The following is a 25,764-nucleotide window of genomic DNA, read 5'->3' on the forward strand; positions in this document are numbered from 1 at the left end:
CGTTGCGGGACGGCCGAACCCTCGCGGCGCTGCGGTCTTGCTGGGTCAGGTGCGCTTCTCGTGGACGGACAGCGACGAAGCGGCCGCGCTGCGCTGACGCGCGCATTCTTTCGCCAGATAGTCGAGCAGTGTGCGGACCGATGGCAGCAAACCACGCCGCGACGGAAAGACCGCATGCACGATGCCTGCGCGCGGACGCCAATCCGGCAAGGCGTGAACCAGCCGGCCCTGCTCGATGTCCTGCCACACCATCATGGTGGGAAGCTGGGCGACGCCTACACCTGTCAGCGCCGCTTGTCGAAGCGCCGCCATGTCGTCGGTCACCAGCCTCGGGCGGTGCGGCAGGGCTGCTGTCTGCCGATCAGGACCCTCAAGCTGCCATTGATGATCGCGTCGCGGCCCGAGATCCACACTGGGCATGCCGGCGAGATCGGCGGGTGACCGCAGCGTGTGCGGGATCAGCGCTGGGCTCGCCACGAGGCATTGCGTGCTGGTGTCCAGCTTTCGCATCACGAGGTCTGTAGGTTGCAGTGGCGGAAAGCGTACGCGGATCGCGATGTCGAACCCTTCCGCCATGACGTCGACACGACGGTTGGTTGCTTCCAGGTGCAGCTCGACCGCGGGGTTCTCCATCATGAAGCGGGCGAACAATGCGCCGAACTGGAAGCCGAGCAATGCGATCGGGCAACTGATGCGGACGATCCCGCGCGGCTCTGCACGCAGTTCGGCAATCACGTGCTCGGCTGCCTCCGCCTCAACCAGCATCGCGACGCAACGCTCGTAATATTCGCGTCCCACTTCCGTCATCGAGAAACGCCGCGACGACCGGTTGACCAGCCGGACGCCAAGCCGCTCCTCCAGCAATTGCATCCGTCGGCTTAGCTTCGATTTGGGGATACCGAGCGCACGCCCGGCCGCGGCGAACCCGCCGTGATCGACGATCTGTACGAAATAGAAGAGGTCGTTGAGGTCCTGCATCGTCCTATTGATGGGACGATGCGTCAAAATATTGCGGACTTCAAGGTCCGTCGTTCGAAATTATTGTCGCGTCGACAAGGAGCCCACCACCGCGTGGACCGTTCGGAGACAGACCATGAGCAAGGCAATTCTGGGCCGCTACGGCAACAACCGTGGCCACTGGGTGGGCGACGGATTCCCGGTCCGCTCGCTCTTCTCCTACAATACGCTAGGCCAGCACATCAGTCCGTTCCTGTTGCTCGACTATGCTGGGCCGCATCATTTCGCGCCCACAACGGAGCGGCGCGGAGTCGGCCAACACCCGCATCGCGGGTTCGAGACGGTCACGATCGTCTATGACGGCGAGGTCGAGCACCGCGATTCCGCCGGCAACGGCGGCGTTATCGGCCCCGGCGATGTGCAGTGGATGACGGCCGGCGGCGGCATCCTGCACGAGGAATATCATTCGCCAGCCTTCGCGAAGACCGGCGGCCCGTTCCGCATGGTGCAGCTATGGGTGAACTTGCCCGCCAAGGACAAGTCGGCACCCGGCGGTTATCAGGCCATCGTCTCGGCCGATATTCCGGTCGTGAATCTGCCCAGCGACGCCGGCACGGCGCGGATCATCGCGGGCGAACTCCTGGGGCGCCGCGGACCTGCACGGACCTTCACGCCAATCAACGTCTGGGACGTGCGGCTCAATCGTGACGCTGACCTGACCCTCGACCTGCCGGAAGGCCATACCGCGATGATCGTCGGATTGGGCGGGAATGTCACCGTCGAAGGCCAGCACGCGTTAGGCGAGGCGGAGATGCTGCTTCTGGGCCGCGAGGGCGACAGCGTCGCGCTGCACGCCGATGGGGACGCCACGCTGCTGATTCTGACCGGCGAGCCGATCAACGAACCGATCGTCGGCTACGGTCCGTTTGTGATGAACAGCGAGGCGGAGATCCGCCAGGCGATTGACGACCTCAACAGCGGCGGCCTCGCGAAGACGGGATGAGGGCGCCTGAAGGCGCCGAGAGCTTCGTGGTTGGGGCGCCGGCCCGCGCCGCCCCAGCCGCGGGAGATGATCCGTGAGAAACCCTCGCGGGCCGCACCAACTGAAACCCAAGGAGAAAGTCATGCCCAGTGAACCGATCCGTGACCCAAAGGCCGACCGGCTTCTGACCCCGCAAAACGCGGCCTTCATCATCATCGACTACCAGCCGGTGCAGGTGAACTCGATCGCCTCGATGGACCGGCAGCTACTGCTGAACAACATCGTCGGCTGCGCGAAGGCTGCGGTTACCTACGGCCTGCCCATTATTCATTCGACCGTGAACGTCGAGACGGGACTCAACAAGCCGCCGGTGCCGCACATCCGCAAGGTTCTCGCCGCTTATCCCACCTATGACCGCACCACCATCAATAGCTGGGAGGACGTGGGCTTCCGCAAGGCCGTCGAGGCGAGCGGACGCAGGAAGCTTGTCATAACGGCGCTGTGGACGGAGGCGTGTCTCACCTTCCCGGCGATCGATGCGCTCGCCGATGGCTATGAGGTCTATGTTCCGGTCGACGCAGTCGGCGGCACGTCGCTCGCTGCGCACGAAGCGGCGCTGCGCCGGATCGAGCAGGCCGGAGGCAAGCTGATTTCCACCGTCCAGTTGTTCTGCGAACTGCAGCGCGACTGGAAGCGCAGCGAAACGGTTCCGGCCTTCATGAATCTGTTCATCGAAACGGGCGGTACTGCCGGCATTCAGTTCAGCTACGACAGGGCCGAATAACGTCGGTCATCGCGTGCCGCGCGCGCCGGCGCTTTTCGGCCGGCGTGCGCCGTTCCTCAGTGGGCGCCGTTTGGAAGCTCAACTCGTGAACGGGGCCACATGGCCAGAGCGCGAGGATCTTGACCGCAAACTGCGTCGGCTCAGAATTGCGTTCAACGTCGATAGCCGGACACGTCCGGCTGATCTCAAACCTTCCGAGCAGCGCTGGACACGCACTTGCTTAAAGAGCGAGCCCACTTAAAGAGCGAGCCCCCTGGCGCCAGCGGCCTACGAACGATACCGGCAAGACGCCGTAAGCCGATCGGGTAAGGCCACAGCGGTTCTCACGCCAAATGCGAGCCACCGGCCTTTGTGACATGGAACGGTCAGTGCTCGCTCTCGTTACACCGGTTCAACCTCAAGGACGGAGTTCCACATGTTGAAAATCGCTCTTGTCTTGGCGGCGACCGCAACGGCGCTGACAACTGCCCCGCTTGCCATTCCAGCCAAGGCCCAAAACCTCAAGATGGCCCAAGGTGTCGATGTCCAGGTCGGACGGGATCGCGAGGACCGCTACTACCGGGACCGTGACCGCTACGATCGCGACACCACAGTTGGTGTCGGCCCGGGGGGCATCACCGTCGGCCCACGACGGCGCTGCCGCACCGAGACCGTCACGGTGGAACGTGATGATGGCCGTAGGGTTACGCGCAGGGAGCGCCGCTGCTACTAATTCCGACCGCCGTTGCAAAAAAGGGCCCCCGGCAATTTCGAGCCGGGGCCGAGGGGGGTGTCTCGTCCGTCAGGTAGGGAGACATGGTGGATGATCTCTGAGAGCGCGCCACCAGCACAACGGTACTTAGGAAGTAGCGGACGGGACGAGGGCCGCTCGCGCGCGGGCTCCCTTTTTCTGCCGATCGTCGAATATTGGTTCCAGTATGGGTAGAAATGCCCGTTCATGGCGGCATGGTTCGCCAATTGCGCGGACGTGGTTGCAAGCTGATAGGAAGAGGCCGAGCCCGATAGGAAGAGGCTGAGCACCGAAACCGCAACCGCTTCAGCGGCGTGAAATACGGCTGCGGATGTGGCTTCCCCCGTGACCCCGAACATTGCAGGTGACGTGGCCGTCGGCGATCCAGTCGGGCATCGAGCCTTGTAGATAGTGACCGACTCATCTGGTGTAAGGGCGTTGTCCATGTGCCGTTCTTTACCCGCTCGGTACAACGCACCAAGCAATTTCACCATAATGGTGGAGGTCGTTCAGCTGATTGCCTACGCGAGTTGCGCCAGCCATAAATCGATAGCCGAGAGAGACAGACTGGATCGACCGAAAGCTGCTATCTTGCCAGCTTCCGATCAACGGAGAACCAGCCTCCTCCGGTGACGAAGATCAACAGCGCGCCTCCCATGATCGAGATATTCTTCAAGAAATTATTATACTGACCGGCCTGCTGCGGACCGGCGGGATATTCCCAGTACCGATGCGCAATCGCAGTAGCTATCAAGACAAACAGAAAAACCAAAATTGCGCAGTAACGCGTACCAATGCCCAATATCAAACCAGCCGACATTATTACTTCCAGTGCGACAGCCGTTGCGGTGAATAGCTCAGGTGCTGGAACGTTCAGTGACCTGAAGTAACCCACGGAGCCGCTCAAGTTGGTAATAGCTCCGTACGCGCTTCCCACGAAGACCCATGCAAGCAGGATCCGGCCGATCAGAATAAGAACGTTGGCACTGTTCGTGGCGACCTCGTCGAGCCGAGATATGAGCGAGTAAGAACCGGACTGCATAGTCATTCCCCTCTATCCCTAGTTCGAGAGTTAAATGTCGACCAGAGCAAAGCTACCACGATCGGCGAACCGGCTGAAGCGCGCGTGCCATTTGTGGCCCGCTGATTTGCCCACCGTTTGATGCGCTGCAAGCGCCCAAAGGTCGAAGTCCTCGAAGGCGATCACGATACGCGATCGGTGGTCATGTTTTGAGTTTCCCACTATGGAGGCCATCGATGCCTTCTGGAATTCTCCAGACTATGTGCCGATCAAGAAGCTGTGCGAGGATGTCGCTACCAAAAATGTCTGAGCGTTTCCTGGCGTCCGAATTCGCGCAGCCAACGTCTCTTTTGTTGGCCCCAAAGCCGACGTGCATCCATATCGGGCTCGACGTCACCGTTCGAGGTAGAGAGGACGTGACGAGTTTACGAATACACACCCTAACTGGTAAGGAATTCGATCCGCCATCGACGTTGAGGCTATTCGCCGAAGCACGTGATCAACGGTGCGCCAAAGCCGGATGAGAGGTTCGTCGCTAGCTTCTGGAAAAAGGTACGCAAGTATTACCCGCTGCGGGTCTTCTAGCCGCACGACACCATCACCACCACCGACGGGGCCAGCCGCTAGGCGGGCCCGTTCTAAGGTGCCGTGTCAGCCGATTTCGGCGGGCCTGTCCGTTCGTCTTCAGCCAATCAATCACCCGCGAAAGTGATTGCATACCTTCACGGACGAAACGGGGGAGAAGCATCAACCAGATAGCGGCCGCGGCAGCCCATAGCAGTAATTCGGCAAATGCCAACAATCGAGCGATCATCTCTCGCTCCAAAAAATGAACGTCGAAAAAGAACGTCTAAAAATGAGCGCACACAGTATGTCCTGTGATGGGCGGCTGCAATCACAATCCCGATCGAGCGCCCGGGGCAGGCGCGGTGAGCTGACACTGACACCGAAGAGGGGCCGCGCGCGAGCGGCCTTTTCACGAGGATTGAAAATTTTTTAATGATTTCAACGGTGATGGCGGAAGGGGTGGGATTCGAACCCACGGTGCCCTTGCGGGCACGCCGGTTTTCAAGACCGGTGCCTTAAACCACTCGGCCACCCTTCCAAGTCTCTGAACGATTTGGGCTTTTAATCATCAATTCGAGAACAAAGCGAGTCATCTGCTACCGCTTTGCTACCCAACGTCATCGGCGCGCTTGTTTATTGCGGCGCGCAAGGCTCCGTCAACCGCGGTGGCCTCTTCCTGCATGTTCGGCATCAGAACTGGCGCGCGACTTCCGGCGGGATCTCAATCAGCTTTCGGGTGATAGGCATGCCCAGTAGGTGGGTCCGGGTCGGTTTGGTTGCGATGTCGGGAGTTATGCGCCGCGAAGCCAGATTCAAGGCGTGTAATCGCGCCTCTGGCTGGCGCGGGCGGGGTCTCCCGAGCCGGGCGCCCAAACCCATATGGGTGTCGTGCGGTAGCGCCTGGCGCTATCGCCGCCCTCCTTCGAGGGCGTTTCCTCCCTAGACTTGGGGCCGCTTGTTGTTTCGAGCGGCCCTTTTTCTTTAGCCCGCCTCGGGGAACAGGTCTCTGCCGGCCTGCGTCATCCTGGTGCAGGTGCCGCTCTCGTGGACCTTCCCGAGCCATCTGCGCTCGATTGCCAGATCTAAACTCGCGCGGTACTCGGCCGTCGTCCCTTTGTCCTCGAACAGAAAAGGCCCGTTGATCTTCTCAATGTAGATCCGGCCGTCCTGGATGGGTTCGAACTTGCGTGCGTGCCCGCTTGTATAGCACGCCACCCACAAGCTCGTCCGCAATTCTAGAGGAGGGCATTGGCGCCCACGGCGCCGTTAAATTGTCCCCTCGCTCTCTGATTCCAACTAGCCACGCTGGCGCATGTCAGCCGGTCGGCGACGGGAGCGAACCGAACGCGGCTGAGTCGAGTTCTGCGAAGCGGGCAGGGCCAACTTTGGGCAGAAGGCTCTTAATGAATATGTTCGTCTCGTTCGCGGCGGTTGCTGCTGCGCCCGCTGTCGCTCTGACTCGGCTGCCGATGGGCCGTTTGCGATCGATCACCAAGCTATCTTGGCTTCGCGTCGAGCAAATCGTCGACCTGCTCCGCACGCGATACATCTGTGAGGGCTGGAAGATGGACGAGGACGGAGCAGCGCGCTGCCCTGAATTACTTCCGTCGGCACGTCTTTGGGCCTGCGTTCAAGGATGAAGATGAGGACACGGCTGCATACCATCAAGCGTTTTTTAGCTCGCATGGTCAGGATCTTGACTGGATCCATGGCGGAAATCCTGCGGGTTCGATCTGCGACGGCGCGCACCATTCGCGACAGGCTGATGCTGAATTGGTCACGCTGCGGGAAAGGATGCTTGAGCTTCGGACTGCGGAGCAGGAGGCGACCGCCGAATGCATGCGAACATACGACGTCTATCATCGCTTGAGGCCCGCGCTGCCGCGTGAGCTGATTTGGAGGCTTGGCGATCCGGCCGGTTACGTCATCCAGTACAGCCACCTGTTCAGGCCGAACAAGCACAAGCAGCGTCGCGCTGACCAACCCATCACGGCCTACCGGCGTTGGCGCGCAGAGGAAACGGCCGCGGAGCAATCGGGATACCTTCCGGCCGAGGAGAAGAGCGAGGCGATCGGCCGCTCAATGCATGAGGTCTATGAGCGGATGTTCGCCATCAAGCCGAAATCGATAGAGGGCTACCGAGCACTTGCCAGTGCCGTGCTCTATCCGGGCGAAATAGGCAGGTACGATGACATCGAAACGAGCGCGCTCGCTGCGTTGGTTTCGGCGCTCACCGGTGTCGGAATTACCGAGACTGAGGCTGCGTAGGGCGCCCAAAACTACGCCGCCGGTCTCGAAATGATACGGGCCGGCGGCGCTTATTCCTGAACTGGGACGCTGAAATCCCCAGCAGCGAACGTACTGCACAGCCTGTGCCAAAGGCGATGGCGCACATTGCGAGCAACCAAGCGGATTATGCGGCGTTTCCCTTCAAGTGTTCCCTGAACCCAGGGAGGGTTTCCGATGTTCAGAAAAGTTCTTCTATCCCTAGTCGCTATTGCAGCCATAGGCGGGGCGCCGACGGTGGCTTCTGCGCGCGGCGGATTCGGCTTTCATGGAGGCGGTTTCCATGGTGGCTTCGCGGGAGGTGGTTGGCACCGTGGATTTGGCCCTGCTTTCGCTGGCGGACTTATCACAGGAGCCGTGATCGGAGGTCTCGCATCGTCCGCATATGCTTGGGGGCCAGACTACGATTACTACGATGGGTATGCGCCGGCGTACTACCCAGGGCCGGGCTACGGATACTACGGGTATCGGAGCTGCCCTGAGCCCGGTTACGGGGAATACTACAACTGCGGCGCCTATGCTGTGCCAGGGTATGGCTACTAGAGACCGTCTCACGGAAAAGAATTATGCCGCCGGGCTCGAAATACACTGTCCCTCAATGCAGACGGTCGGACTGCCACCGACTTTGCTACCCAACTAGAAAGAACTGGCTAGGATGGGGAGGGATGTGACGGCAATCGCCGATCAAAAAAAGCTCAACTAACAAGGATACTTGCAAACGGCTCGTCACCTAACGGTACGTCTGCTTCTGAATTTCAAGACCGGTGCCTTAAACCACTCGGCCACCCTTCCATTCGCGGATGCGAGCGGCATAGCAAAGAGGTGTGCATCGTGAAAGGGGGCCTAGGCGTCCCCTTGGGTGGGCGCTTGGGCGCCCCATGCTGGACTTTTCAGTTGAGCGCGAAAGCCAAGAGACTCGAGCACAGCAGCACGAGGCTCGCTGCGGTCAGAGTGAGAAATCCGTCGGAGACCAAATCGTGATTACGCATGACACACCTGCCTGACCCGATGCTCATCCGAACTGATTAAAGCTTTCCGAACAGTCGCTCCTGGAAAGAAGTGATGCATCTTTCCGCTTCAACGGACCGTCAGGCCCGGTACCGATAGCCTTCCACGGCATGAGCCAAGAAGATGGCTGCACTCACCAGGCCCATAACCGCCGTAACCGTCTCGATCATCGCAAACGTTCCTTTGCGCCCCACACGCGAGAGAAAACGATTGCAGCCTTGCACAGTCAAAAAGATTCAATTGTTGGAATCGAAGATGGGGCCTGACTGATGATTTGCTGCAACAGTGTGTCTGATTGCGGCACAGGAGAGGGCGCTCGGTGCGCCGGCAGGTCCGTAGATCCACTGAGGGCGCACAACCAATCGTTCACCACGGGGCGGCTCTCCCCATTTCCGCCTTGTTCCGGTTGCGATATCTTCACCATCCGGTGCGGATGGTGGGCCGCATCGTGACGGAAGGGACGCCGACGCCTCGCAGTAGGTGCGGGTCCGGCAAATGGTACTTGGGGCAGATGGGGATCACACGGCCAGATTCGATTATCCGGACGGCGCGCGGCGCCATTGCCGTGGCGACCTGCCTGATCCTCGCCAACTGCGCTTCGTCGAACAAGTTCGCAAGCCGCGTCGATCCCAAATACGGCGTTTCCTCGAGCCCGCGCGTCGTGGCGTTCGGTGAGCCTGTGCCGAAGGGCGGCGGCACCTACCGGGTCGGCAAGCCCTACGTCGTCGCCGGCCGCACTTACGTGCCCGAGGAGAACGTCAACTACCGCGCCGAGGGCATCGCCTCCTGGTATGGCGACGACTTCCACGGCCGCCTGACGGCGAATGGTGAGGTGTTCGATATGGCGTCGCTGACGGCGGCCCATCCGACCCTGCCGATGCCGTGCTACGCGCGCGTCACGAATCTGAGCAACGGCAAATCGCTGATTGTTCGTGTCAATGACCGTGGCCCGTACCACGGCAATCGTCTCATAGACGTCTCGAACAAGGCTGCCGAACTGCTTGAATTCAAAGGAAATGGAACCGCCCGGGTTCGCGTCGAATATGTCGGCCGCGCGCCGCTCGAAGGGTCCGATGACCGCCAGCTCATGGCGACCTTGCGCACTGGCACGCCGGCCCCGGCGCCGTCGCTGGTGCGGGTCGCCTCCGCGCGATCGTTCGTGCCTGAGATGTCGTCCTCGGCCGGTCGCGTCCGCGGCGACGTCCCGCTGCCGGAAGGGCGGCCCTACAGCCTCGGCAACACCTCGGCCGATTACGCGTCGACTGGTGCCACCTCCGAAATATCAGCGTCCAGCCGCTCGCGCGGCCGCGTCCTGAACAATCCGCGGGAAGTGTCCTACGAGGCCGACGCCCGCTATGCCGCGAATCCGGCCCCGTCCTATGTGCCGATCGACGCGCGCGGGCCGGCCGAAGTGCTGAGCGGACGCGGTCTCTACTGAATCAAGCACTTCGTCGGATTATCTGAGAAACGCGATCAGCGCCTGGTTGACCTCGTCGGGCCGCTCCTGCTGGATCCAGTGACCGGCGCCCTCGATGAATAGCTTTAGTTTCAGGTTCGGCAGCACGCGTTCCATGTCGGCGACCCGCTTGGCACCGATCAGCCCGGTGATCACCGAATCGTTCGAGCCTGCGATGAACAGCGACGGTTGACGGATCTGCGCGTCCTGCCAGGGTGCGGTCAGCTCCCAGTTGCGGTCGAGGTTGCGGTACCAGTTCAGGCCGCCGCGGAAGCCGGACACCGCGTAGCCCGCCGCGAACTCTGCGATGTCGGCTTCGGTGAGCCAGTTCGGCAGCGGCGTCCCGGACGGCAGGTTGCCGAGGAAGCCCTTGGCCTCATCCACGAACATCGAGCTGGGGTCGGATACGCCGCGCCCGAGGATCAGGCGCATGGTGCTGGCGATGTCGCGCTCGAATTCGGCCTCCGCCACGCCGGGCGGCTGGAAGTACTGCCAATAGAAGTTGGTGATGCCACTCTGGCGCAGGGTCTCGAGCGGGCGCCCGCGTCCCCGGAACGGGGGCGGGACGCTGAGGCCGGCGACCTTGGTGAAGATGTCCGGCCGGAACAGCGCCGCGTGCCAGGCCACCGGTGCACCCCAGTCGTGGCCGACGATCATCGCCTGCTTCTCGCCGAGGGCCGCAACCAGCGCGACCATGTCGCCGACCGTATCGAAGATCGTATAGGCGCTGATGTCGGCCGGCGCGCTGGTCCGGCCGAAGCCACGCATGTCGGGGGCAACGGCCCGGAAGCCGGACGCCGCCAGAGCCTCGAGCTGATGCCGCCATGAATAGGATAGTTCCGGCCAGCCGTGGCAGAGCACGACGAGCGGGCCTCGCCCCGCTTCACGCACAAACATGTCGATGCCATTGGCGGAAATGGTGTGGGAGGAGGACATCGCGTTTCCGCCTTGTTTGCCGGTTCTGGGGTCGTGAGCTGGTTCCAAGGATACGGAGGTTAGCTGCAAGCGGCAATCCAACCGGCCATGCACAGTCGCAAAAACCTCAGTTGTTTGCGGTACTTCCAATTGTTAGAACGCACCTTTCAGGATATCGCCGATGGCCGCCGAGACCGCAGTTCCCCGCACCTTCGCCGCTCGCGCCGGACGAGGCTGGCGTGGCCTGCTTGCTGCCGTCGTGGCGTTGGGTATCGGCTGCGGCGGGGTCGTCTACGCTGCCAATAACAGCGTGCAGGGCGCCAAGAAGGAAGAAGGCTTCGATGGCGATGCGCCGACCGCGATCCTGATCGAGGCTTCCAGCGGCAGCGTCCTGTTTGAAAAGAATGCCGACGAACTGCGCGCGCCGTCGAGCATGATGAAGCTGATGACCGCCGAGGTGGTGTTCAACGCGATCGAGAAGGGCGACGTCAAGCTCACCGACGAGTACCGGATCAGCGAGTACGCCTGGCGGCATGGCGGGGCGCCGTCGGGTACCTCCACGATGTTCGCCGCAATCAACAGCAAGGTCTCCGTCGACAATCTCCTGCACGGCGCGATCATCCAGAGCGGCAACGACGCCTGCATCGCGCTGGCCGAAGGCATCGCCGGCAACGAGCACATCTTCGCCACCGACTTCATGACCAAGCGCGCCCGCGAGCTTGGCTTGACCAAGTCGACTTTCGCCAATTCCAACGGGCTGCCCGACCCCGGCAACAAGATGACGGTGCGGGAGCTTGCGATGCTGGCGCGCCACATCATCCTGACCTATCCCGAGAGGTACAAGCTGTTCGGCGAGAAGGAATTCACCTGGAACAAGATCCGCCAGCAGAACCGCAACCCGCTGCTCAACACGTTGCCCGGTGCCGACGGCCTGAAGACCGGCTACACCAAGGAAGGCGGCTACGGCATGGTCGGCTCGGCGGTGCAGAACGACACGCGGCTGATCGTGGTGGTCAATGGACTCGAGGATTCGGAAGATCGCGCCACCGAGGCCAAGAAGATGCTCGAATGGGGCTTCCGCAGCTTCGAGACGCGAACATTGATCGCAGCCAACCAGACCATCGGCTACGCCAGGGTATTCGGCGGCGACAGCCGGTCGGTCAAGCTGACCAGCCCGGACCCGATCAAGGTGATGGTGTCGAAGAACGGCAACGACAAACTGCTGGCGCGCATCATCTATAACGGTCCGGTCAAGGCGCCGATCCAGGCCGGCCAGCAGATCGGCGTGGTCAGGGTCTGGCGTGGCGTCAATGTCGCGGTGGAATCGCCGGTGTTCGCGGCGGATGCGGTCGGCACGGGATCGACCATGCGCCGCGCGCTCGATGGCGCCCAGGAGCTCGTCATCGGCATGTTCCGCGCCGGCGTCGAGAAGCTCTGAGATGGCTGAAGTCGCGCTCAAACGGCCCAGCTTGCGCGGTCGCTTCATCACCTTTGAAGGGGGTGAGGGGTCCGGAAAGTCGACCCAGATCCGCAGGCTCGCCGAACGTCTCGATGCCGCCAAGCTGCGCGCCATCGTCACCCGCGAGCCCGGCGGCTCGCCGGGGGCGGAGATCATCCGCCACCTCGTGCTGTCAGGCATGGGCAAGTTGCTCGGGCCGGAGGCCGAGACGCTGCTGTTCGCAGCCGCCCGTGACGACCATGTCCGCACCGTGATCCTGCCGGCGCTGAACCAGGGCATCTGGGTGCTGTGCGACCGCTTCTTCGATTCGACGCGCGTCTATCAAGGCCAACTCGGACAGGTGCTGCCCGGACTCGTCAACGCCATGCAGCGTGTCACGATCGGCGATCTCAAGCCCGATCTGACCATCATCCTCGACGTCCCGGTCGAGATCGGCCTGCAACGCGCCGCCGCCCGCCGTGGCAACGCCGTGGCGGATCGTTTCGAAGCGGAGGACGTTCAGTTCCACCAAAATCTGCGCGAGGCCTACCGGCAGATCGCGGCCGAGGACCCGCAACGCTGCGTCTTGATCGATGCCACGGCCGACCCTGATACGGTCGCAGCCAAGGTATGGACCGCGCTGCGCGACCATCTGTTCGCAGCGGCAACGGCGGCCGGTCCCACATGAGCGCCCGCAAGACCGAGCAGGAGATCGCGGTCCGGCATCCGCGCGAGACGTCCAACTTGTTCGGGCATCGCGAGGCCGAGGCTGCGTTGCTCGAGGCCTACCGCAGCGGGCGCATTCCGCACGCCTGGCTGATCGGCGGTGCCCAAGGCATCGGCAAGGCGACGCTGGCCTACCGCATGGCGCGGTTCGTCCTGGCGTTCCGCGATCCGAAGGCCTCCCAGGTGCAGCATGCACTGACACTGCGTCTCGACCCCGCTGACCAGGTGGCGCGGCAGGTCACGGCGGGCGCGCATGGTGGACTTTTGGTGCTGGAGCGGGGCCTCAACGACCGTGGCGTGATGCGGACGGTGATCACGGTCGACGAGACGCGGGAGACGATTTCGTTCTTCGGTTCGACCGCCGCGGTCGATGGCTGGCGCGTCTGCATCGTCGACACCGTCGACGAGCTCAATCCCAATGCCGCGAACGCGCTGCTCAAGGTTCTCGAGGAGCCGCCACAGCAATCGCTGTTCCTCCTGGTTAGCCACGCGCCGTCACGGGTGCTGCCGACCATCCTGTCCCGCTGCCGCAAGTTGCTGCTGCGACCGATCGATACGAGCGACGTCGTGCGCGCGGCGGCGGCAGCAACCGATATTGCGGCCGACGATCCTGCACTGGTCGAGGCCGCGGCGGCCTCCGAGGGGAGTGTGGGCAGAGCGCTGTCGCTGCTCGGCGGCGACGCGCTCAAGCTGCAGCAGCGCACCGCCGCGCTGCTGGCGACGCTTCCCCGGGTCGATCCGCGTGAATTGCACGCGCTCGGCGATGCGCTAGGCACCAGCGACCGCGCCGCGCTCGCGGCCTTCATCGACGGGATCGATCGCTGGATGAGCGAGCGCATGCGCACCGGCGACGCCAATGCCAATCTGCCGCGCCTTGCACGGCTCGCAGAGGTATGGGAAAAGATCGTCCGCGCCGCGCGCGACACCGAGGCCTACAATCTGGAGCGCAAGCCGCTGGTTTTCTCGGTGTTTTCGATGCTTGCGGACGCAACCCGATAGACGCTTCGTCTGACAACACTCCCGACAATTTCGTTTCGACCGACAAAGGATTCCGTGGTGGCGACCGCAAAGAAAAAATCGTCCAAGAAAGCGAAGAAGACGAAGAAGGCTTCGTCTGCTCGCACGACCCGGAAGAAAGGCGCGGCAAAGTCGCGCGTCGCCAAGACGAGCGGGCGCGTCGGGAAGAAGGCTAAGAAGGCGGCCAAGAAAGTCGTCAAGAAGTCAGGCGGGAAGAAGGTTGCCAAAAAGGCGACCGGGAAGGCTGCCAAGAAGGTCGCCCAAAAAACGGTCAAGAAAACCGTCAGGAAAACCGCGAAGGCCTCGCCGAATCAGGACGCGATAACGGCCGCCGCGCCGGCGTCTACAAAGCCCGCCACATCCAAGGCTCCGGCAGCCAGGAAGGTGCCGAAGGCCGCTTTTGCGCCGAAGCAGCCCAAGCCGGCGGTCGCTCCCGCGTCCACCCCCGTATCGGCGCCGCCCGCAGATCGCGGCAACATCTACTACATCACGACGGCAATCGCCTATCCGAACGGCCAGCCGCATATCGGCCACGCCTATGAGGCGATCGCGACCGACGCGCTGGCGCGCTTCCAACGGCTTGACGGCAAGGATGTGTTCTTCCTCACCGGCACCGATGAGCACGGCCTGAAGATGATCCAGACCGCGCAGAACGAGGGGATGACGCCGTTCGATCTCGCGACCCGGAACGCCACCCGCTTCAAGGAAATGGACGAGCGGCTTAACGTCTCGTTCGATCGCTTCATCCGCACCTCTGAACCCGCGCACCACAAATCGGTGCAGGCGATCTGGCGTCGCATGCAGGAGAACGGCGATATCTATATCGACACCTATGCCGGCTGGTATTCGGTGCGCGACGAGGCCTATTACGCCGAGGATGAGACTGTGGTCGGCGAGGACAATGTCCGACGCGGCCCGCAGGGCACACCGGTCGAATGGGTCGAGGAGAAGAGCTACTTCTTCCGTCTCTCGGCCTATCAGGACAAGCTCCTGCATCTCTATGAGAGCCAGCCCGATTTCATCGGCCCGGACTCGCGCCGCAATGAGGTGATGAGCTTCGTGCGGGGCGGGCTGAAGGATCTCTCGATCTCGCGCACCACCTTCGACTGGGGCGTCAAGGTGCCTGATGATCCCGAGCATGTGATGTATGTCTGGGTCGACGCACTGACGAACTACATCACCGGCATCGGCTATCCCGATGAAGCGGACGCGCACTGGCGCTATTGGCCGGCCGACGTGCATGTCATCGGCAAGGACATCATCCGCTTCCACGCGGTGTACTGGCCGGCCTTCCTGATGTCGGCAGGCATTCCCGTGCAGAAGCGCGTCTATGCGCACGGCTTCCTGTTCAGCAGGGGCGAGAAGATGTCGAAGTCGGTCGGCAACGTGGTCGACCCCTTCAATCTCGCCGAGCAGTATGGCGTCGACCAGGTGCGCTATTTCTTCCTGCGCGAGGTGCCGTTCGGCCAGGACGGCAATTACAACCACGAGGCCATCGTGGCGCGCATCAATGCCGACCTTGCCAACGACTTCGGCAATTTGGCGCAGCGCTCACTGTCGATGATCGCCAAGCAGATCGGCGGCGTGCTGCCCGAGCCCGGCGAGTTCAGCGAGAACGACAAGGCGATCCTGGCACAGGCCGACGCCATGCTGGAGGCGTCGCGGACCGCGATGGCGACACAGCAGATCCATCAATGGCTCAACACGGTCTGGGCCGTGGTCGCCGAAGCCAATCGCTATTTTGCCGGTGAGGCGCCATGGGCGCTGGCGAAGACCGATCCCGCGCGTCAGAAGACGGTTCTGTACGTCACCGCCGAAGTCGTGCGTCAGATCGCGATCATGGCGCAGGCCGTGATGCCGGCGTCCTGCGCGAAGATGCTCGACAGTCTCGGCATCGCCGCGGATGCCCGCAGCTTTGCGGCGCTCGCAGAGCGGATCAAGCCGGGTACGATCTTGCCCGCGCCGGTCGGCGTCTTCCCGCGCTATGTAGAACCGAAGACCGAGTGAACGGTTCGGAAATCATGCTGGTCGACAGTCATTGCCATCTGGATTTTCCTGATTTCACCGATGATATCGACGGGATCGTCGGTCGCGCAGACGCCGCCGGCATCGGCCGCATGATCACCATCTCGACCAGGGTGAAGCGGCTCGACGTGCTGCTGGCGATCACCGAGCGCTTTCCAAACGTCTACTGCTCCGTCGGCACGCATCCGCATCATGCCGATGAAGAGGACGGCATTCCCGCAAGCGAGCTCGTCGAGCTCACCAAGCATCCGAAGGTCGTAGCTCTCGGCGAGGCCGGGCTCGATTATTTCTACGAGCACGGTTCGCGCGAGGCGCAGGAGCGCGGCTTCCGCGCCCATATCGCCGCGGCGCGCACGACGGGCTTGCCGCTCGTCATCCATACCCGCGAAGCCGACGAGGATTGCGGCCGCATCCTTGAAGACGAGGTGGCGAAGGGGCCGTTCAAGGCCGTCCTGCACTGCTATACCGGCGGGCGCGAGCTGGCGATGAAGGCAATCGCCCTCGGGCTTTCGATCTCGTTCACGGGCATCCTGACGTTCAAGAAGTCGGACGCGCTGCGGGCGCTGGCCGCCGAACTGCCGGCCGACCGCATCATGGTGGAGACCGACGCGCCCTATCTCGCGCCCGGCAAATTCCGCGGCAAGCGCAACGAACCGTCTTATGTCGTCGAGGTCGCGAAGGTACTGGCGGAAACCCGCGGCGTCTCGCTGGAGGAGATCTCGCGGCAGACCACCGAAAATTTCTTCCGGCTGTTTTCCAAGGTACCGGCGCCGAAGGGGACCGCATGACCGTTACGCTGACGATCCTCGGCTGCGGCTCTTCGGCCGGCGTGCCGCGCCCCGCGTTGGGTTGGGGCGCCTGCGATCCCAACAATCCCAGAAACCGCCGTCGCCGCTGCTCGCTGCTGGTCGAACGCGAGGGGGCACACGGGATCACGCGTATCGTGGTCGACACGTCGCCCGACCTGCGCGAACAGTTGATCGACGCCAATGTCGACCATATCGACGCGGTGTTCCTGACGCACGAGCACGCCGACCAGACGCACGGGATCGACGACCTCCGCTCCGTCGTGCTGCACCAGCGCCGGCGCATTCCGGTCTATTTCAACCAGTCGACCGCCAAGGACATCATGGCGCGGTTCTCGTATTGCTTCATCTCTCCAGAGGGCAGCGACTACCCGCCGATCCTGACGCGGCATGCGATCGAGGCCGGCGAAAGCCATTCGACCGAAGGGAAGGGCGGCCCGGTGAAGCTCGAGGCCTTCCTGGTGCACCACGGCAAGATTCCCGCGCTCGGCTTTCGCGTCGCGAATGCCGCCTATACGCCTGATCTCCACGACATTCCCAAGGAGAGCTGGCCGGCGTTGCAAAACCTCGATCTCTGGATCGTCGACGGGTTGCGCTATGCGCCCCATCCCAGCCATTTCAGTGTCGGTGACGCGCTGTCGTGGATCGAGCGCTTCAAGCCGAAACGCGCCGTCATCACCAACATGCATTCCGACCTCGACTACGAGGTGCTGCGGCAGTCGCTACCCGCAAATGTCGTGCCGGCCTATGATGGCATGCGGTTGGAGCTGGAAAGGGTAAGCTAATCGTTCAAGCGTCATTGCGAGGAGCGATAGCGACGAAGCAATCCATCCTTCGGGCAAGTGGAGACATGGATTGCTTCGCGGAGCCTGTCATCGGGCGCCCATTCGCGCGCCCCGTTGGTTCGCCGATGACGCTTAGGTCGAGATGGCCTTGGCGGACCCGACCTCGTTGCGCAGCATGAATTTCTGGATCTTGCCGGTCGAGGTCTTCGGAATCACGCCGAACACCACTGACTTGGGCGTCTTGAATCCCGACATGTGCTCGCGGCAGTAGGCGATGATCTCGGCCTCGGTCGCCTTGGCGCCGTCCTTCAGCTCGACGAAGGCGCAGGGCACTTCGCCCCACTTCGCGTCGGGCTTGGCCACGACGGCCGCAAACAGCACGGCCGGATGCTTGTAGAGGATGTCCTCGACTTCGACGGAGGAGATGTTTTCGCCGCCGGAGATGATGATGTCCTTGGAGCGGTCCTTGATGATGACGTAGCCGTGCTCGTCCAGCACCCCGAGGTCGCCGGTGTGGAACCAGCCGCCGGCAAAGGCTTCCTGGGTTGCCTTCTCGTTCTTGAGGTAGCCCTTCATCACGATGTTGCCGCGGAACATGACCTCGCCGATGGTCTTCTCGTCGCGCGGCACCTCGCGCATCGTCTCTGGATCGAGCACCGTGACTCCTTCCTGCAGCGGATACGACACGCCCTGGCGCCGCTTCAGCTGCGCGCGCTGGTCGGCTGAGAGTTGGTCCCAGCCCGGCTGCTCGGCACAGACGGAGGCGGGGCCATAGACCTCGGTCAGGCCATAGACATGGGTCAGCTTGATGCCGATACGCTCGGCGCCTTCGAGCACGGCAACCGGCGGCGCTGCGCCTGCGATCAGCCCGACAACCGGCCTTGCCTTGCTGCCCGCGGGCGCGTTCGGCGCGTTGATCAGCGTGTTGTAGACAATCGGCGCGCCGCACATGTGGGTGACGCCGTGCTTCAGGAACAATTCAAAGATCTTTGCCGGATCGACCTTGCGCAGGCAGACGTTGACGCCGGCTGCGGCCGCGACGGTCCAGGGGAAGCACCAGCCGTTGCAGTGGAACATCGGCAGCGTCCAGAGATAGACCGGATGCTGGCCGAGATTGCCGGCCAGGATGTTGCTGACGGCGTTCAGATAGGCACCGCGATGGTGGGTCACCACGCCCTTGGGATTGCCCGTCGTGCCCGACGTGTAGCTCAGCGCGATCGCGTCCCATTCATCGGCCGGCAGCCGCTCCACGAAAGCAGGGTCACCGGCGGCAACCGCTGCCTCGTACTCGATCCCGCCGATCCGCTTGCCGCCGGCGAATGCCGCGTCGTCGACGTCGATCACGAACGGCTTGGGGCCCTTCATCAGGGACAGGGCTTCCGCGATCACATGGGAGAATTCGGGGTCGACAAGGATGATCCTGGCGCCACCATGGTCGAGCTGGAACGCGATCGACGGCGCATCCAGGCGGATGTTCAGCGCGTTCAGCACCGCGCCGGTCATCGCCACGGCAAAATGCAGCTCGTTCATTGCCGGGATGTTCGGCAGCATCGCCGCGACGGTGTCGCCATGGCCTATGCCGTGTCCGGTCAGATAGGACGCAAACCGCTTGCAGCGCTGGTAGGTCTGCTTCCAGGTGAAGCTGCGACCTTCATAGACCGCGCTGATATGGTCGGGATAGACCGCGGCCGAGCGTGCCAGGAAGCTCAGCGGCGTCAGCGGCACGTAATTGGCCGGCGTCTTGTCCAATCCGATTGAGTACTGATTTTGAGCTCCACTCATGGCTCTATCTCCTCCGCAAGGTACTTAGAGGAAGCCGATCGAAATCCACGGGAAGATGGCGACGATGATCAGGCCGATCAACAGCGCCAGCATGTAACCCCAGATCGGCCGGATGCCTTCGGCCGGATCGACGCGCCCGATGGCGCAGGCGGCATAATAGCCGACGCCGAACGGCGGTGCGAACAATCCAATGCCCATCGCCAGGATGATGATCATGGCGTAGTGCACCTCGTGGACGCCGACTGCGTGGGCAATCGGGAACAACAGCGGCCCAAACAACACGATCGCCGGAATGCCCTCGAGCACGCTGCCGAGGATCACGAAGGCGAGGATCGAAACCGCGATGAAGGTCGCCGAGCCACCGGGTAAGCCGGTCATCGACGCCGCCAGCGCGCGCGAGAAGCCGGACTGGGTCAGGCCCCAGGCCATGCCGGTAGCCGCGCCGATGATGAACAGGATCGCCCCCGACAGGCACGCTGTCTCGACCAGCATCGGCACCAGCCGCCGCCAGTTGAACTGGCGGTAGATCAGGAGGCCGATGACGAAAGCATAGACGATGCCGATGGTCGAGACCTCGGTCGCGGTCGCGATGCCTTCGACCACCGCGTAGCGGATCACGAAGGGCAGGGCCAGTGCGGGCAGGGCGAACACGAACGCTCGTCTAATCTCGCCGGCCTTGGCGCGCTGAATGTGGCTGAGGTCCTCGCCACGGTAGCGCCACCACACCAGCGCCGAGAGCGTAATCGCGAGCACGACGCCCGGCAGCAGGCCGCCGGTGAACAGCGCCGAGATCGAGACGCCGGTCACCGAGCCGATGGTGATCAGCACGAGGCTCGGCGGAATGGTTTCGGTCTGCGCGCCGGTGGCGGCGAGCAGGGCGACGAGATCGCCTGGCTTGGCACCGCGCTGCTTCATTTCCGGAAACAGCACCGGTGCGACCGCCGCCATGTCGGCAGCCTTCGATCCGGAAATGCCCGAGACCAGGTACATGGCGCCGACCAGCACGTAGTGCAGGCCGCCGCGCACATGCCCAAGCAAGCTCGCCAGGAACGCGACCATGGCCCGCGCCATGCCGGTCATCTCGATCAGGAGGCCGAGAAAGACGAACAGCGGCACCGCGAGCAGGATGAGATGGCTCATGCCCTCGTCCATCCGGCCGACCAGCACCATCAGCGGCGTCCGCGTGGTCAGCGCCAGATAGCCCAAGACCGCCATGCCGAAGGCAAACCCGATCGGCACGCCGGCGAAGACGCAGAAGCCGACCACGCCGACGAAGAAGATGACCAGGTTGAGATTGCCGAGCGGCCGCAACAAGGGCTGCGCGAACCAGAACAGGGCAATCAGCACGGCAACCGTGAGAACGGCCAGCAGCAGGGTTTTGACGTCACCGACCCGTGCCAGCCGCAACAGCGCGAACAGAGCCATCAGGCCGGTGCCGATCGGCAGCGCCGCCGCACGCCAGGTGTTGGAAATCTGCAGCGCCGGCGTGGTGATGAAGCTTTCCTCGTAGGCATACTCGTACGCCGGCCGCACGATGAGGATCAGGAACGCAAGCGCGGCGCAGGTCGCGACGACGTCGAGATAGGCCCGCAGCGCCGGCTTGGCGTTCGCCACCATCACCGTCATGCGCATGTGCTCGCCGCGGCGGAGCGCCACCGCCGAGCCCAGCATGGCGAGCCACAGGAACAGGATCGACGCCAGCTCGTCCGACCAGATCAGCGGAGCATGGAGCACGTAGCGTGCGATCACGCCGGCGAACAGGATGACGACCTCGGCGACGACCAGGATCGCCGCCGGGATCTCCACCAGAAGGCCGAGAGCGGCATCGATGGAGCCGAGGACGGAGCGGCGGCGAGGGGACTGCGACGCCGCCTCGCCGGCCACGGCCGGCGTCATCTCGACTTGAGCCATGGCAAGTCTCCCGCTCTACCGCTCAGGACAGTTTGCCGACCGACTTCTCGAGCAGCTCCCATGCCTTCTCGCCATACTTGCCCTTCCACTCGGCGTAGAAGCCGGCAGCGCGGAGTTTCTCGCGGAACGGCGCGACGGCGGGCTGGTTGAAGACGAGCCCCTTGCCTGCGAGTTCCTGCTGGACCGACGCATTGAGCTTCTCGGTGTCTTCGCGCTCCTTCACCGCCGCCGCGTTGACATGCTTGGCGACGATGGTGCGGATATCGTCCGGCAGCGCCTGCCAGGCACGGCGGTTCATCAGGAACCAGAAGCCGTCCCACATATGATTGGTCAGCGAGCAGTATTTCTGCACTTCATACAGCTTAGCCGCCGAGATCAGCGCCAGCGGGTTCTCCTGGCCCTCGACGATCTTGGTCTGCAGCGCCGAATAGACCTCGCTGAAATTGATCGAGGCCGGCGATGCATCGAACGCCTTGAACATCGAGGTCCACAGCGGCGACACCGGCACGCGGATTTTGAAGCCCTTGAGGTCGTCGGGACCGTTGATCGGCTTGGTCGACGACGTGGTCTGGCGGAAGCCGTTGTCCCAGATCTTTTCCATGACCTCGAGGCCGGCCTTGTTGATCTCGCCGCGCACATAGGCGCCGAGTTCGCCGTCCATGGCCTTCCAGACCGTCGGATAGTCAGGGAATGCGAAGCCGATGCCATTGATCGAGGCTGCCGGCACCAGGGTCGCCAGAATCAGGCCGGACAGCGTGAAGAACTCGACGCCGCCGGACCGCACCTGGCTCAGCATGTCGGTATCGGAACCGAGCTGGCTGTTCGGGAACACCTGCAGGTCGAAGCGGCCGTTGGTCTCAGTCTTGATCGCCGCGGCCATCTCCCGGGCGCGCGCCACGAATGGATGCGACTCCGGCAGGTTATTGGCGAACTTGTAGCTGAACTCGGCGATCTGGGCGCGCGCAACGTATGGGGCGCCAATTCCGCCCAGGACGGCGGAAGCGGCGGAGACCTTCAGCAGCGTGCGTCGTGAAAAGCTCATCGGTTTCTCCCTCGGAGAGGCTTGTTGTTGTTCTGAGATGCCATCCTATACGGACCTGATGCCGCGGGGTCACCAGCGATCTCGGCTCAGGCCGCGCTTATTGCAGCGTCCGTACGCCGCGGCAATATCGGCTTTCAGACGAGAGGATCAGATGGCTGAGGATTGGCGCACGATGGCCATCGGACTTTGGAGTGATCGCCGCCGCAATCAGGGTCGTTGCAGTGGCGGATATCCGACGTCCTGTGAAGAATCCACGCCAAGTATCTGATCTAATTGTAGATACAAAATATTCCATAATATACCTTATGCGAATAATTGGTGTCAGCGTCCATCCTCGGCTGTAGCACTCATTTGATTTCCTGCACTGCGTTCACACGATTCCTCCACCGAGTGGCGTTGTCGGCTGCGATTGGATCTGAGCCATTCGTGCTCTATTGGAGTCTGCAGGCGCGTCGTGGACATGCCAGATTTCGTTGCCGCGCGTTCGCCGAGGAAAACGACATCCGGCTTTATAATGCCGCCGCAGGACAGTGGGCCAGGTCCAGTCGCCCGTGGAGGTCAATCACCACCCTGCTCCCGGCAGCTTGGTGCAATCGGTCCGCTGCATCCGACGCAGGCAAATCGCGTCATCCACGTCGGAAAGCGGTGGAACCCCGCACTTGAAGATCAGCGGATGGGCAGGGTCACATAGAGGTTCTCGTCCGTGTAGACGAGGCCCAGCGAGACCAGCCGGTCGATGCACGCTGACTGCGGCTGGAGGATATTTCGATCTCGCTGCCGGCATTATGGATTCCTTGTCGGCGGACGGGAGGCGCCTGCCTTGCCACTCGTCCTCCACCGATAGGTGCCTGCGATGGCCCCAGCAGGCGAGACCAGAGGTCTCCTTTTGCGAGACATCCAGCCCAACGTATTGCTTCATAGCCCCCTCCGACTCGGATGATTGCGTAAGGGCGTTATGATAACGGACCTTTTGTGTCGCGGATGCCGACCGCAATTGCGTCATCGCATGCAATGTTGAACGCCGATTGACACAGCATGCACGATCAGCACGCATTCTGCGGACGCAGCACTTCCCTCACTGTCATCGCGACGATGATGAGATCAAGCCGAAATGACCAATGGCGTATGTACGCGAGATCACGAGCGACGCGCTTCTCCATGGCTATCAGGTCGCGCGTCTCGCCCCTACATCCATTCACCTGCGCCCAGCCGGTCATTCCCGGCCGTACCGAGTGACGATACGCATACCTCGTAATCAATCTGGAGTACATCGCGTCGTGGACGAGCGCATGCGGTCGGGGACCGACAAGTGACATGTCGCCGCGGAGGACATTCAAGAGCTGAGGCAACTCGTCCATGCTTGTCCTGCGCAGGATCCGTCCGATCTTGGTCACGCGGGCATCGCCCGGCCGGGCCTGGCAAACGTCGGCGCCATCTTCGATGCAGGTCATGGTGCGGAACTTCAGAATTTGAAAGCGTTGCCCGCCGCGCCCACCACGCCACTGTCGGAACAGAGCCGGACCCGGAGTCTCTGCCATCACCGCTATCGCGATGAGGACGATCGGCACAAACAGGATGACAAGCGCAATTCCGGCGACCACCAGATCGAACACCCTCTTGGTCTTGCTATTTGGACCGCTTTGCCTCCGTTGACGTCCGCGCCGTCCGCCGGGCACCTCCCTCTTCTTCGATCTCAGACGGGGACCACGCGCCTCAAGCCGCGTATCGACGACCGCGCTATGCTCAAGTTTGGCGCAAGCGGGCCGTTCAGCCTCGACCGGAGCCGCTCCGCGCATCAAACCGCGCCGACCACCACGGCTGCGGCCAAGCTGCCTGGCGAACGCGCCAGGCGCCCCAAGAACAGTCGGCCATTGCATCCTGACTCCCGCGTGAGAGGCGACGATCGTCCCCGCCCCGGGAACCCGCTGTTCTCAGGCCGTCGCACGAGCTGGTTATGCAAACATTCTCAATCCCGGCGCAGCACGCTTCTGCATGCTTCCGCCGACCACGCCACGCCTCCAGCGCTTGCTCCCGCTACAGGCGTCGTGGCGCTGAAGACGATACATTCGATGCTTTGGACTGGCGAGATTTCGTCAGTGCTAGGTCCGATGCGCCTCCGCCGATACGTTTGAGCTTTTGCGTAGATTGTGCGATCGCCCTAAAGAACGAGGCTTCTGCTGACTTCAGCTCGCTGCGATCGGTTTGGATCGCAATACCATCCAGTAGCGCCGCCCCGGGAATGCCGTGTCCGCCATCATTCTGGCAGTTGTCGGTTTGCTACTCCTGCTGACGCGCATCATCGGCGTGCGCCAGATGATGCTGACTGTCATGCTCTTGCGCCCGTCGTGCGATCGCGCGTTCGATTGGGTAAAGGCCGGCCTCGGCCAGCAATCCGGACCGGGCGCAGCGATCAACGCGCTCGTGATCGCTTTGGCGATGATCGCTATCGCCCAGGTTCCCAACGCCGTCCTCTCGGCGCCGCTGCTTGGATGGGCAAGCCTGCTTCTAGCGGCCGCGATATCCCTCTTTCACACGACCGATCTGAGCGCGGGCACACGTGACGTGCTGGATCTCGCCACATATGGAGCCGCCTTCACGCTTCCATATCTCGTCGTCAGGAGCCGAACAACGGCCGCGCAGTGCCTCACGGTCGCACTCGGCTCATCGCTGATACCGTCGGTCTATTCACTGCTGGAACTCGCAAGACAGCCCGCGTCCCTGACCGGACCGCAAAGACTGCAGAGCACCTTCACGCATCCAAATATCTACGCGTTCTACATTGTCGGCGTTCTGGCTCTGATCCTCTACATGCACTGCTCCACGAATTTCCGCATCTCCGCCTTCTTGCGGCGAGCGACATTTTGCTACGCGCTCTATCTTCTGTTCCTGCTGCTGCTCACAAAGACCCGTAGTGCGTGGCTTGCAGCGCTGCTCCTCATAACCGGTTACTCGATCGTCGTGGACCGGCGCTGGTTGCTTCCAGTGCTCATTTTGCCGATGGCGCTCCTCATACCCGGAGTTTCCGAACGCTTGGCGGATCTCGAAACGGGCGCCATCGACGGCACCTACGAGCACCTGAACTCGATGGCTTGGCGCGAGGTGCTGTGGAATGACACGCTCGAATGGCTCGCGGCCAATCCCTCCGGCCTGTTCGGCTACGGGTTAGGATCCTATCAATCCTACTTTCCCCTATTCTTCCCGCGCGGCGACGGGCAGGAGGGGATCGGTCCGCATAATGCTGTTCTGCAAATTTACTTTGAAATGGGTATCGTCGGGCTGTGCAGCTTCGCCGTCTTGATGGCTGCGATTGCGTTCAGGCTTTTCTCCACGATCGACCGGGACTTCGCCGGCTCTTTCACAATGCTGATGTTGTGGATCGGCTATCTTATGGTCTTCTATTCGGACAATCTTCTCGATTACCTGCAATTCCAATGGTTCTTCTGGTTCACGATGGGAACCGTGTGCGCGTCAAAGCGCTTTGCCGGAGCAGCATTGCAATCTCGACCGCTCCTCTCCTGAAAACCGC

Annotated in this window: 22 protein-coding genes and 1 tRNA gene; 13 read left to right on the top strand and 10 right to left on the bottom strand. The window is 62.5% G+C overall.

Going from position 1 to position 25,764, the window contains the following annotated elements; translation table 11 throughout:
- Window positions 1–45 precede the first annotated feature (45 nt).
- Window positions 46–978: a LysR substrate-binding domain-containing protein gene (locus MTX23_RS18025; RefSeq protein WP_280971564.1), complete on the bottom strand. Its 933-nt coding sequence runs from the start codon at window positions 976–978 to the stop codon at window positions 46–48.
- Between the two features lie 115 nt (window positions 979–1,093).
- On the opposite strand from MTX23_RS18025, the gene MTX23_RS18030 reads away from it, so the two are divergent.
- From MTX23_RS18030 to MTX23_RS18040, 3 genes are all read left to right on the top strand, one after another.
- Window positions 1,094–1,960, top strand: coding sequence for a pirin family protein (locus MTX23_RS18030; RefSeq protein ID WP_280971565.1), 867 nt, complete (start codon window positions 1,094–1,096; stop codon window positions 1,958–1,960).
- Window positions 1,961–2,081: 121 nt separating this feature from the next.
- Window positions 2,082–2,723, top strand: a complete 642-nt coding sequence (locus tag MTX23_RS18035) for a hydrolase (RefSeq protein ID WP_280978110.1) — start codon at window positions 2,082–2,084, stop codon at window positions 2,721–2,723.
- A gap of 415 nt (window positions 2,724–3,138) precedes the next feature.
- Complete coding sequence (locus MTX23_RS18040; protein WP_280971566.1) at window positions 3,139–3,435, top strand: hypothetical protein; 297 nt, start codon at window positions 3,139–3,141, stop codon at window positions 3,433–3,435.
- Between the two features lie 604 nt (window positions 3,436–4,039).
- On the opposite strand, the gene MTX23_RS18045 is transcribed toward MTX23_RS18040, so the two are convergent.
- From MTX23_RS18045 to MTX23_RS18060, 4 genes are all read right to left on the bottom strand, one after another.
- Window positions 4,040–4,501, bottom strand: coding sequence for a DoxX family protein (locus MTX23_RS18045; protein ID WP_280971567.1), 462 nt, complete (start codon window positions 4,499–4,501; stop codon window positions 4,040–4,042).
- Between the two features lie 24 nt (window positions 4,502–4,525).
- Window positions 4,526–4,708 carry a hypothetical protein gene (locus tag MTX23_RS18050; protein WP_280971568.1) on the bottom strand — a complete coding sequence of 61 codons (183 nt, stop codon included), beginning with the start codon at window positions 4,706–4,708 and terminating at the stop codon, window positions 4,526–4,528.
- Between the two features lie 781 nt (window positions 4,709–5,489).
- Window positions 5,490–5,579, bottom strand: a tRNA-Ser gene (locus MTX23_RS18055).
- A 443-nt stretch (window positions 5,580–6,022) separates the two neighbouring features.
- On the bottom strand, window positions 6,023–6,256 hold the full coding sequence (locus tag MTX23_RS18060; protein WP_280971569.1) for a hypothetical protein: 234 nt from the start codon (window positions 6,254–6,256) through the stop codon (window positions 6,023–6,025).
- Between the two features lie 188 nt (window positions 6,257–6,444).
- Here MTX23_RS18060 and MTX23_RS18065 point away from each other — a divergent pair, with 188 nt between their 5' ends.
- The 3 genes from MTX23_RS18065 (at window position 6,445) to MTX23_RS18075 (ending at window position 9,773) form a co-directional block, all read left to right on the top strand.
- A complete protein-coding gene (locus MTX23_RS18065; RefSeq protein ID WP_280971570.1) occupies window positions 6,445–6,681 on the top strand; it encodes a hypothetical protein in 237 nt (78 codons plus the stop codon).
- Window positions 6,682–6,880: 199 nt separating this feature from the next.
- Window positions 6,881–7,309, top strand: a complete 429-nt coding sequence (locus tag MTX23_RS18070; protein WP_280971571.1) for a hypothetical protein — start codon at window positions 6,881–6,883, stop codon at window positions 7,307–7,309.
- Between the two features lie 1,537 nt (window positions 7,310–8,846).
- Entirely contained in the window at window positions 8,847–9,773 is a 927-nt protein-coding gene (locus MTX23_RS18075; protein WP_280971572.1) for a septal ring lytic transglycosylase RlpA family protein, read from the top strand.
- An 18-nt stretch (window positions 9,774–9,791) separates the two neighbouring features.
- Here MTX23_RS18075 and MTX23_RS18080 read toward each other — a convergent pair whose 3' ends face one another.
- Window positions 9,792–10,727: an alpha/beta hydrolase gene (locus MTX23_RS18080; protein ID WP_280971573.1), complete on the bottom strand. Its 936-nt coding sequence runs from the start codon at window positions 10,725–10,727 to the stop codon at window positions 9,792–9,794.
- Between the two features lie 160 nt (window positions 10,728–10,887).
- Between MTX23_RS18080 and MTX23_RS18085 the strand changes: the two genes are divergently transcribed.
- Genes MTX23_RS18085 through MTX23_RS18110 form a run of 6 tightly spaced genes read left to right on the top strand, consistent with a single transcriptional unit; the run spans window position 10,888 to window position 17,503 of the window.
- A complete protein-coding gene (locus tag MTX23_RS18085; protein ID WP_280971574.1) occupies window positions 10,888–12,144 on the top strand; it encodes a D-alanyl-D-alanine carboxypeptidase family protein in 1,257 nt (418 codons plus the stop codon).
- Window position 12,145: 1 nt separating this feature from the next.
- Window positions 12,146–12,832, top strand: a complete 687-nt coding sequence (gene tmk / locus MTX23_RS18090) for a dTMP kinase (RefSeq protein WP_280971575.1) — start codon at window positions 12,146–12,148, stop codon at window positions 12,830–12,832.
- A complete protein-coding gene (locus tag MTX23_RS18095) occupies window positions 12,829–13,869 on the top strand; it encodes a DNA polymerase III subunit delta' (protein WP_280971576.1) in 1,041 nt (346 codons plus the stop codon). Before tmk ends, MTX23_RS18095 begins: the two co-directional genes overlap by 4 nt.
- A 57-nt stretch (window positions 13,870–13,926) precedes the next feature.
- Complete coding sequence (gene metG, locus MTX23_RS18100) at window positions 13,927–15,894, top strand: methionine--tRNA ligase (protein ID WP_280971577.1); 1,968 nt, start codon at window positions 13,927–13,929, stop codon at window positions 15,892–15,894.
- Between the two features lie 14 nt (window positions 15,895–15,908).
- A complete protein-coding gene (locus MTX23_RS18105) occupies window positions 15,909–16,700 on the top strand; it encodes a TatD family hydrolase (protein ID WP_280978111.1) in 792 nt (263 codons plus the stop codon).
- Complete coding sequence (locus MTX23_RS18110; protein ID WP_280971578.1) at window positions 16,697–17,503, top strand: MBL fold metallo-hydrolase; 807 nt, start codon at window positions 16,697–16,699, stop codon at window positions 17,501–17,503. The genes MTX23_RS18105 and MTX23_RS18110 overlap by 4 nt, the downstream gene beginning before the upstream one ends.
- 132 nt (window positions 17,504–17,635) lie before the next feature.
- Here MTX23_RS18110 and MTX23_RS18115 read toward each other — a convergent pair whose 3' ends face one another.
- The 4 genes from MTX23_RS18115 to MTX23_RS18130 form a co-directional block, all read right to left on the bottom strand.
- Window positions 17,636–19,285 (bottom strand): acyl-CoA synthetase, encoded by a 1,650-nt coding sequence (locus MTX23_RS18115; RefSeq protein WP_280971579.1) that lies wholly within the window; start codon window positions 19,283–19,285, stop codon window positions 17,636–17,638.
- A 24-nt stretch (window positions 19,286–19,309) separates the two neighbouring features.
- Window positions 19,310–21,196, bottom strand: coding sequence for a TRAP transporter large permease subunit (locus MTX23_RS18120; RefSeq protein ID WP_280971580.1), 1,887 nt, complete (start codon window positions 21,194–21,196; stop codon window positions 19,310–19,312).
- Between the two features lie 22 nt (window positions 21,197–21,218).
- Window positions 21,219–22,238: a TRAP transporter substrate-binding protein gene (locus tag MTX23_RS18125; RefSeq protein ID WP_280971581.1), complete on the bottom strand. Its 1,020-nt coding sequence runs from the start codon at window positions 22,236–22,238 to the stop codon at window positions 21,219–21,221.
- 1,043 nt (window positions 22,239–23,281) lie between these two features.
- Window positions 23,282–23,851: a sugar transferase gene (locus tag MTX23_RS18130; RefSeq protein ID WP_280971582.1), complete on the bottom strand. Its 570-nt coding sequence runs from the start codon at window positions 23,849–23,851 to the stop codon at window positions 23,282–23,284.
- A gap of 631 nt (window positions 23,852–24,482) precedes the next feature.
- Between MTX23_RS18130 and MTX23_RS18135 the strand changes: the two genes are divergently transcribed.
- The gene (locus tag MTX23_RS18135) at window positions 24,483–25,757 is read left to right on the top strand and encodes an O-antigen ligase family protein (RefSeq protein WP_280971583.1); all 1,275 of its coding nucleotides are present in this window, start codon (window positions 24,483–24,485) and stop codon (window positions 25,755–25,757) included.
- Window positions 25,758–25,764 lie beyond the last annotated feature (7 nt).

It is taken from the genome of Bradyrhizobium sp. ISRA436, assembly GCF_029910015.1.
Lineage (GTDB): Bacteria > Pseudomonadota > Alphaproteobacteria > Rhizobiales > Xanthobacteraceae > Bradyrhizobium.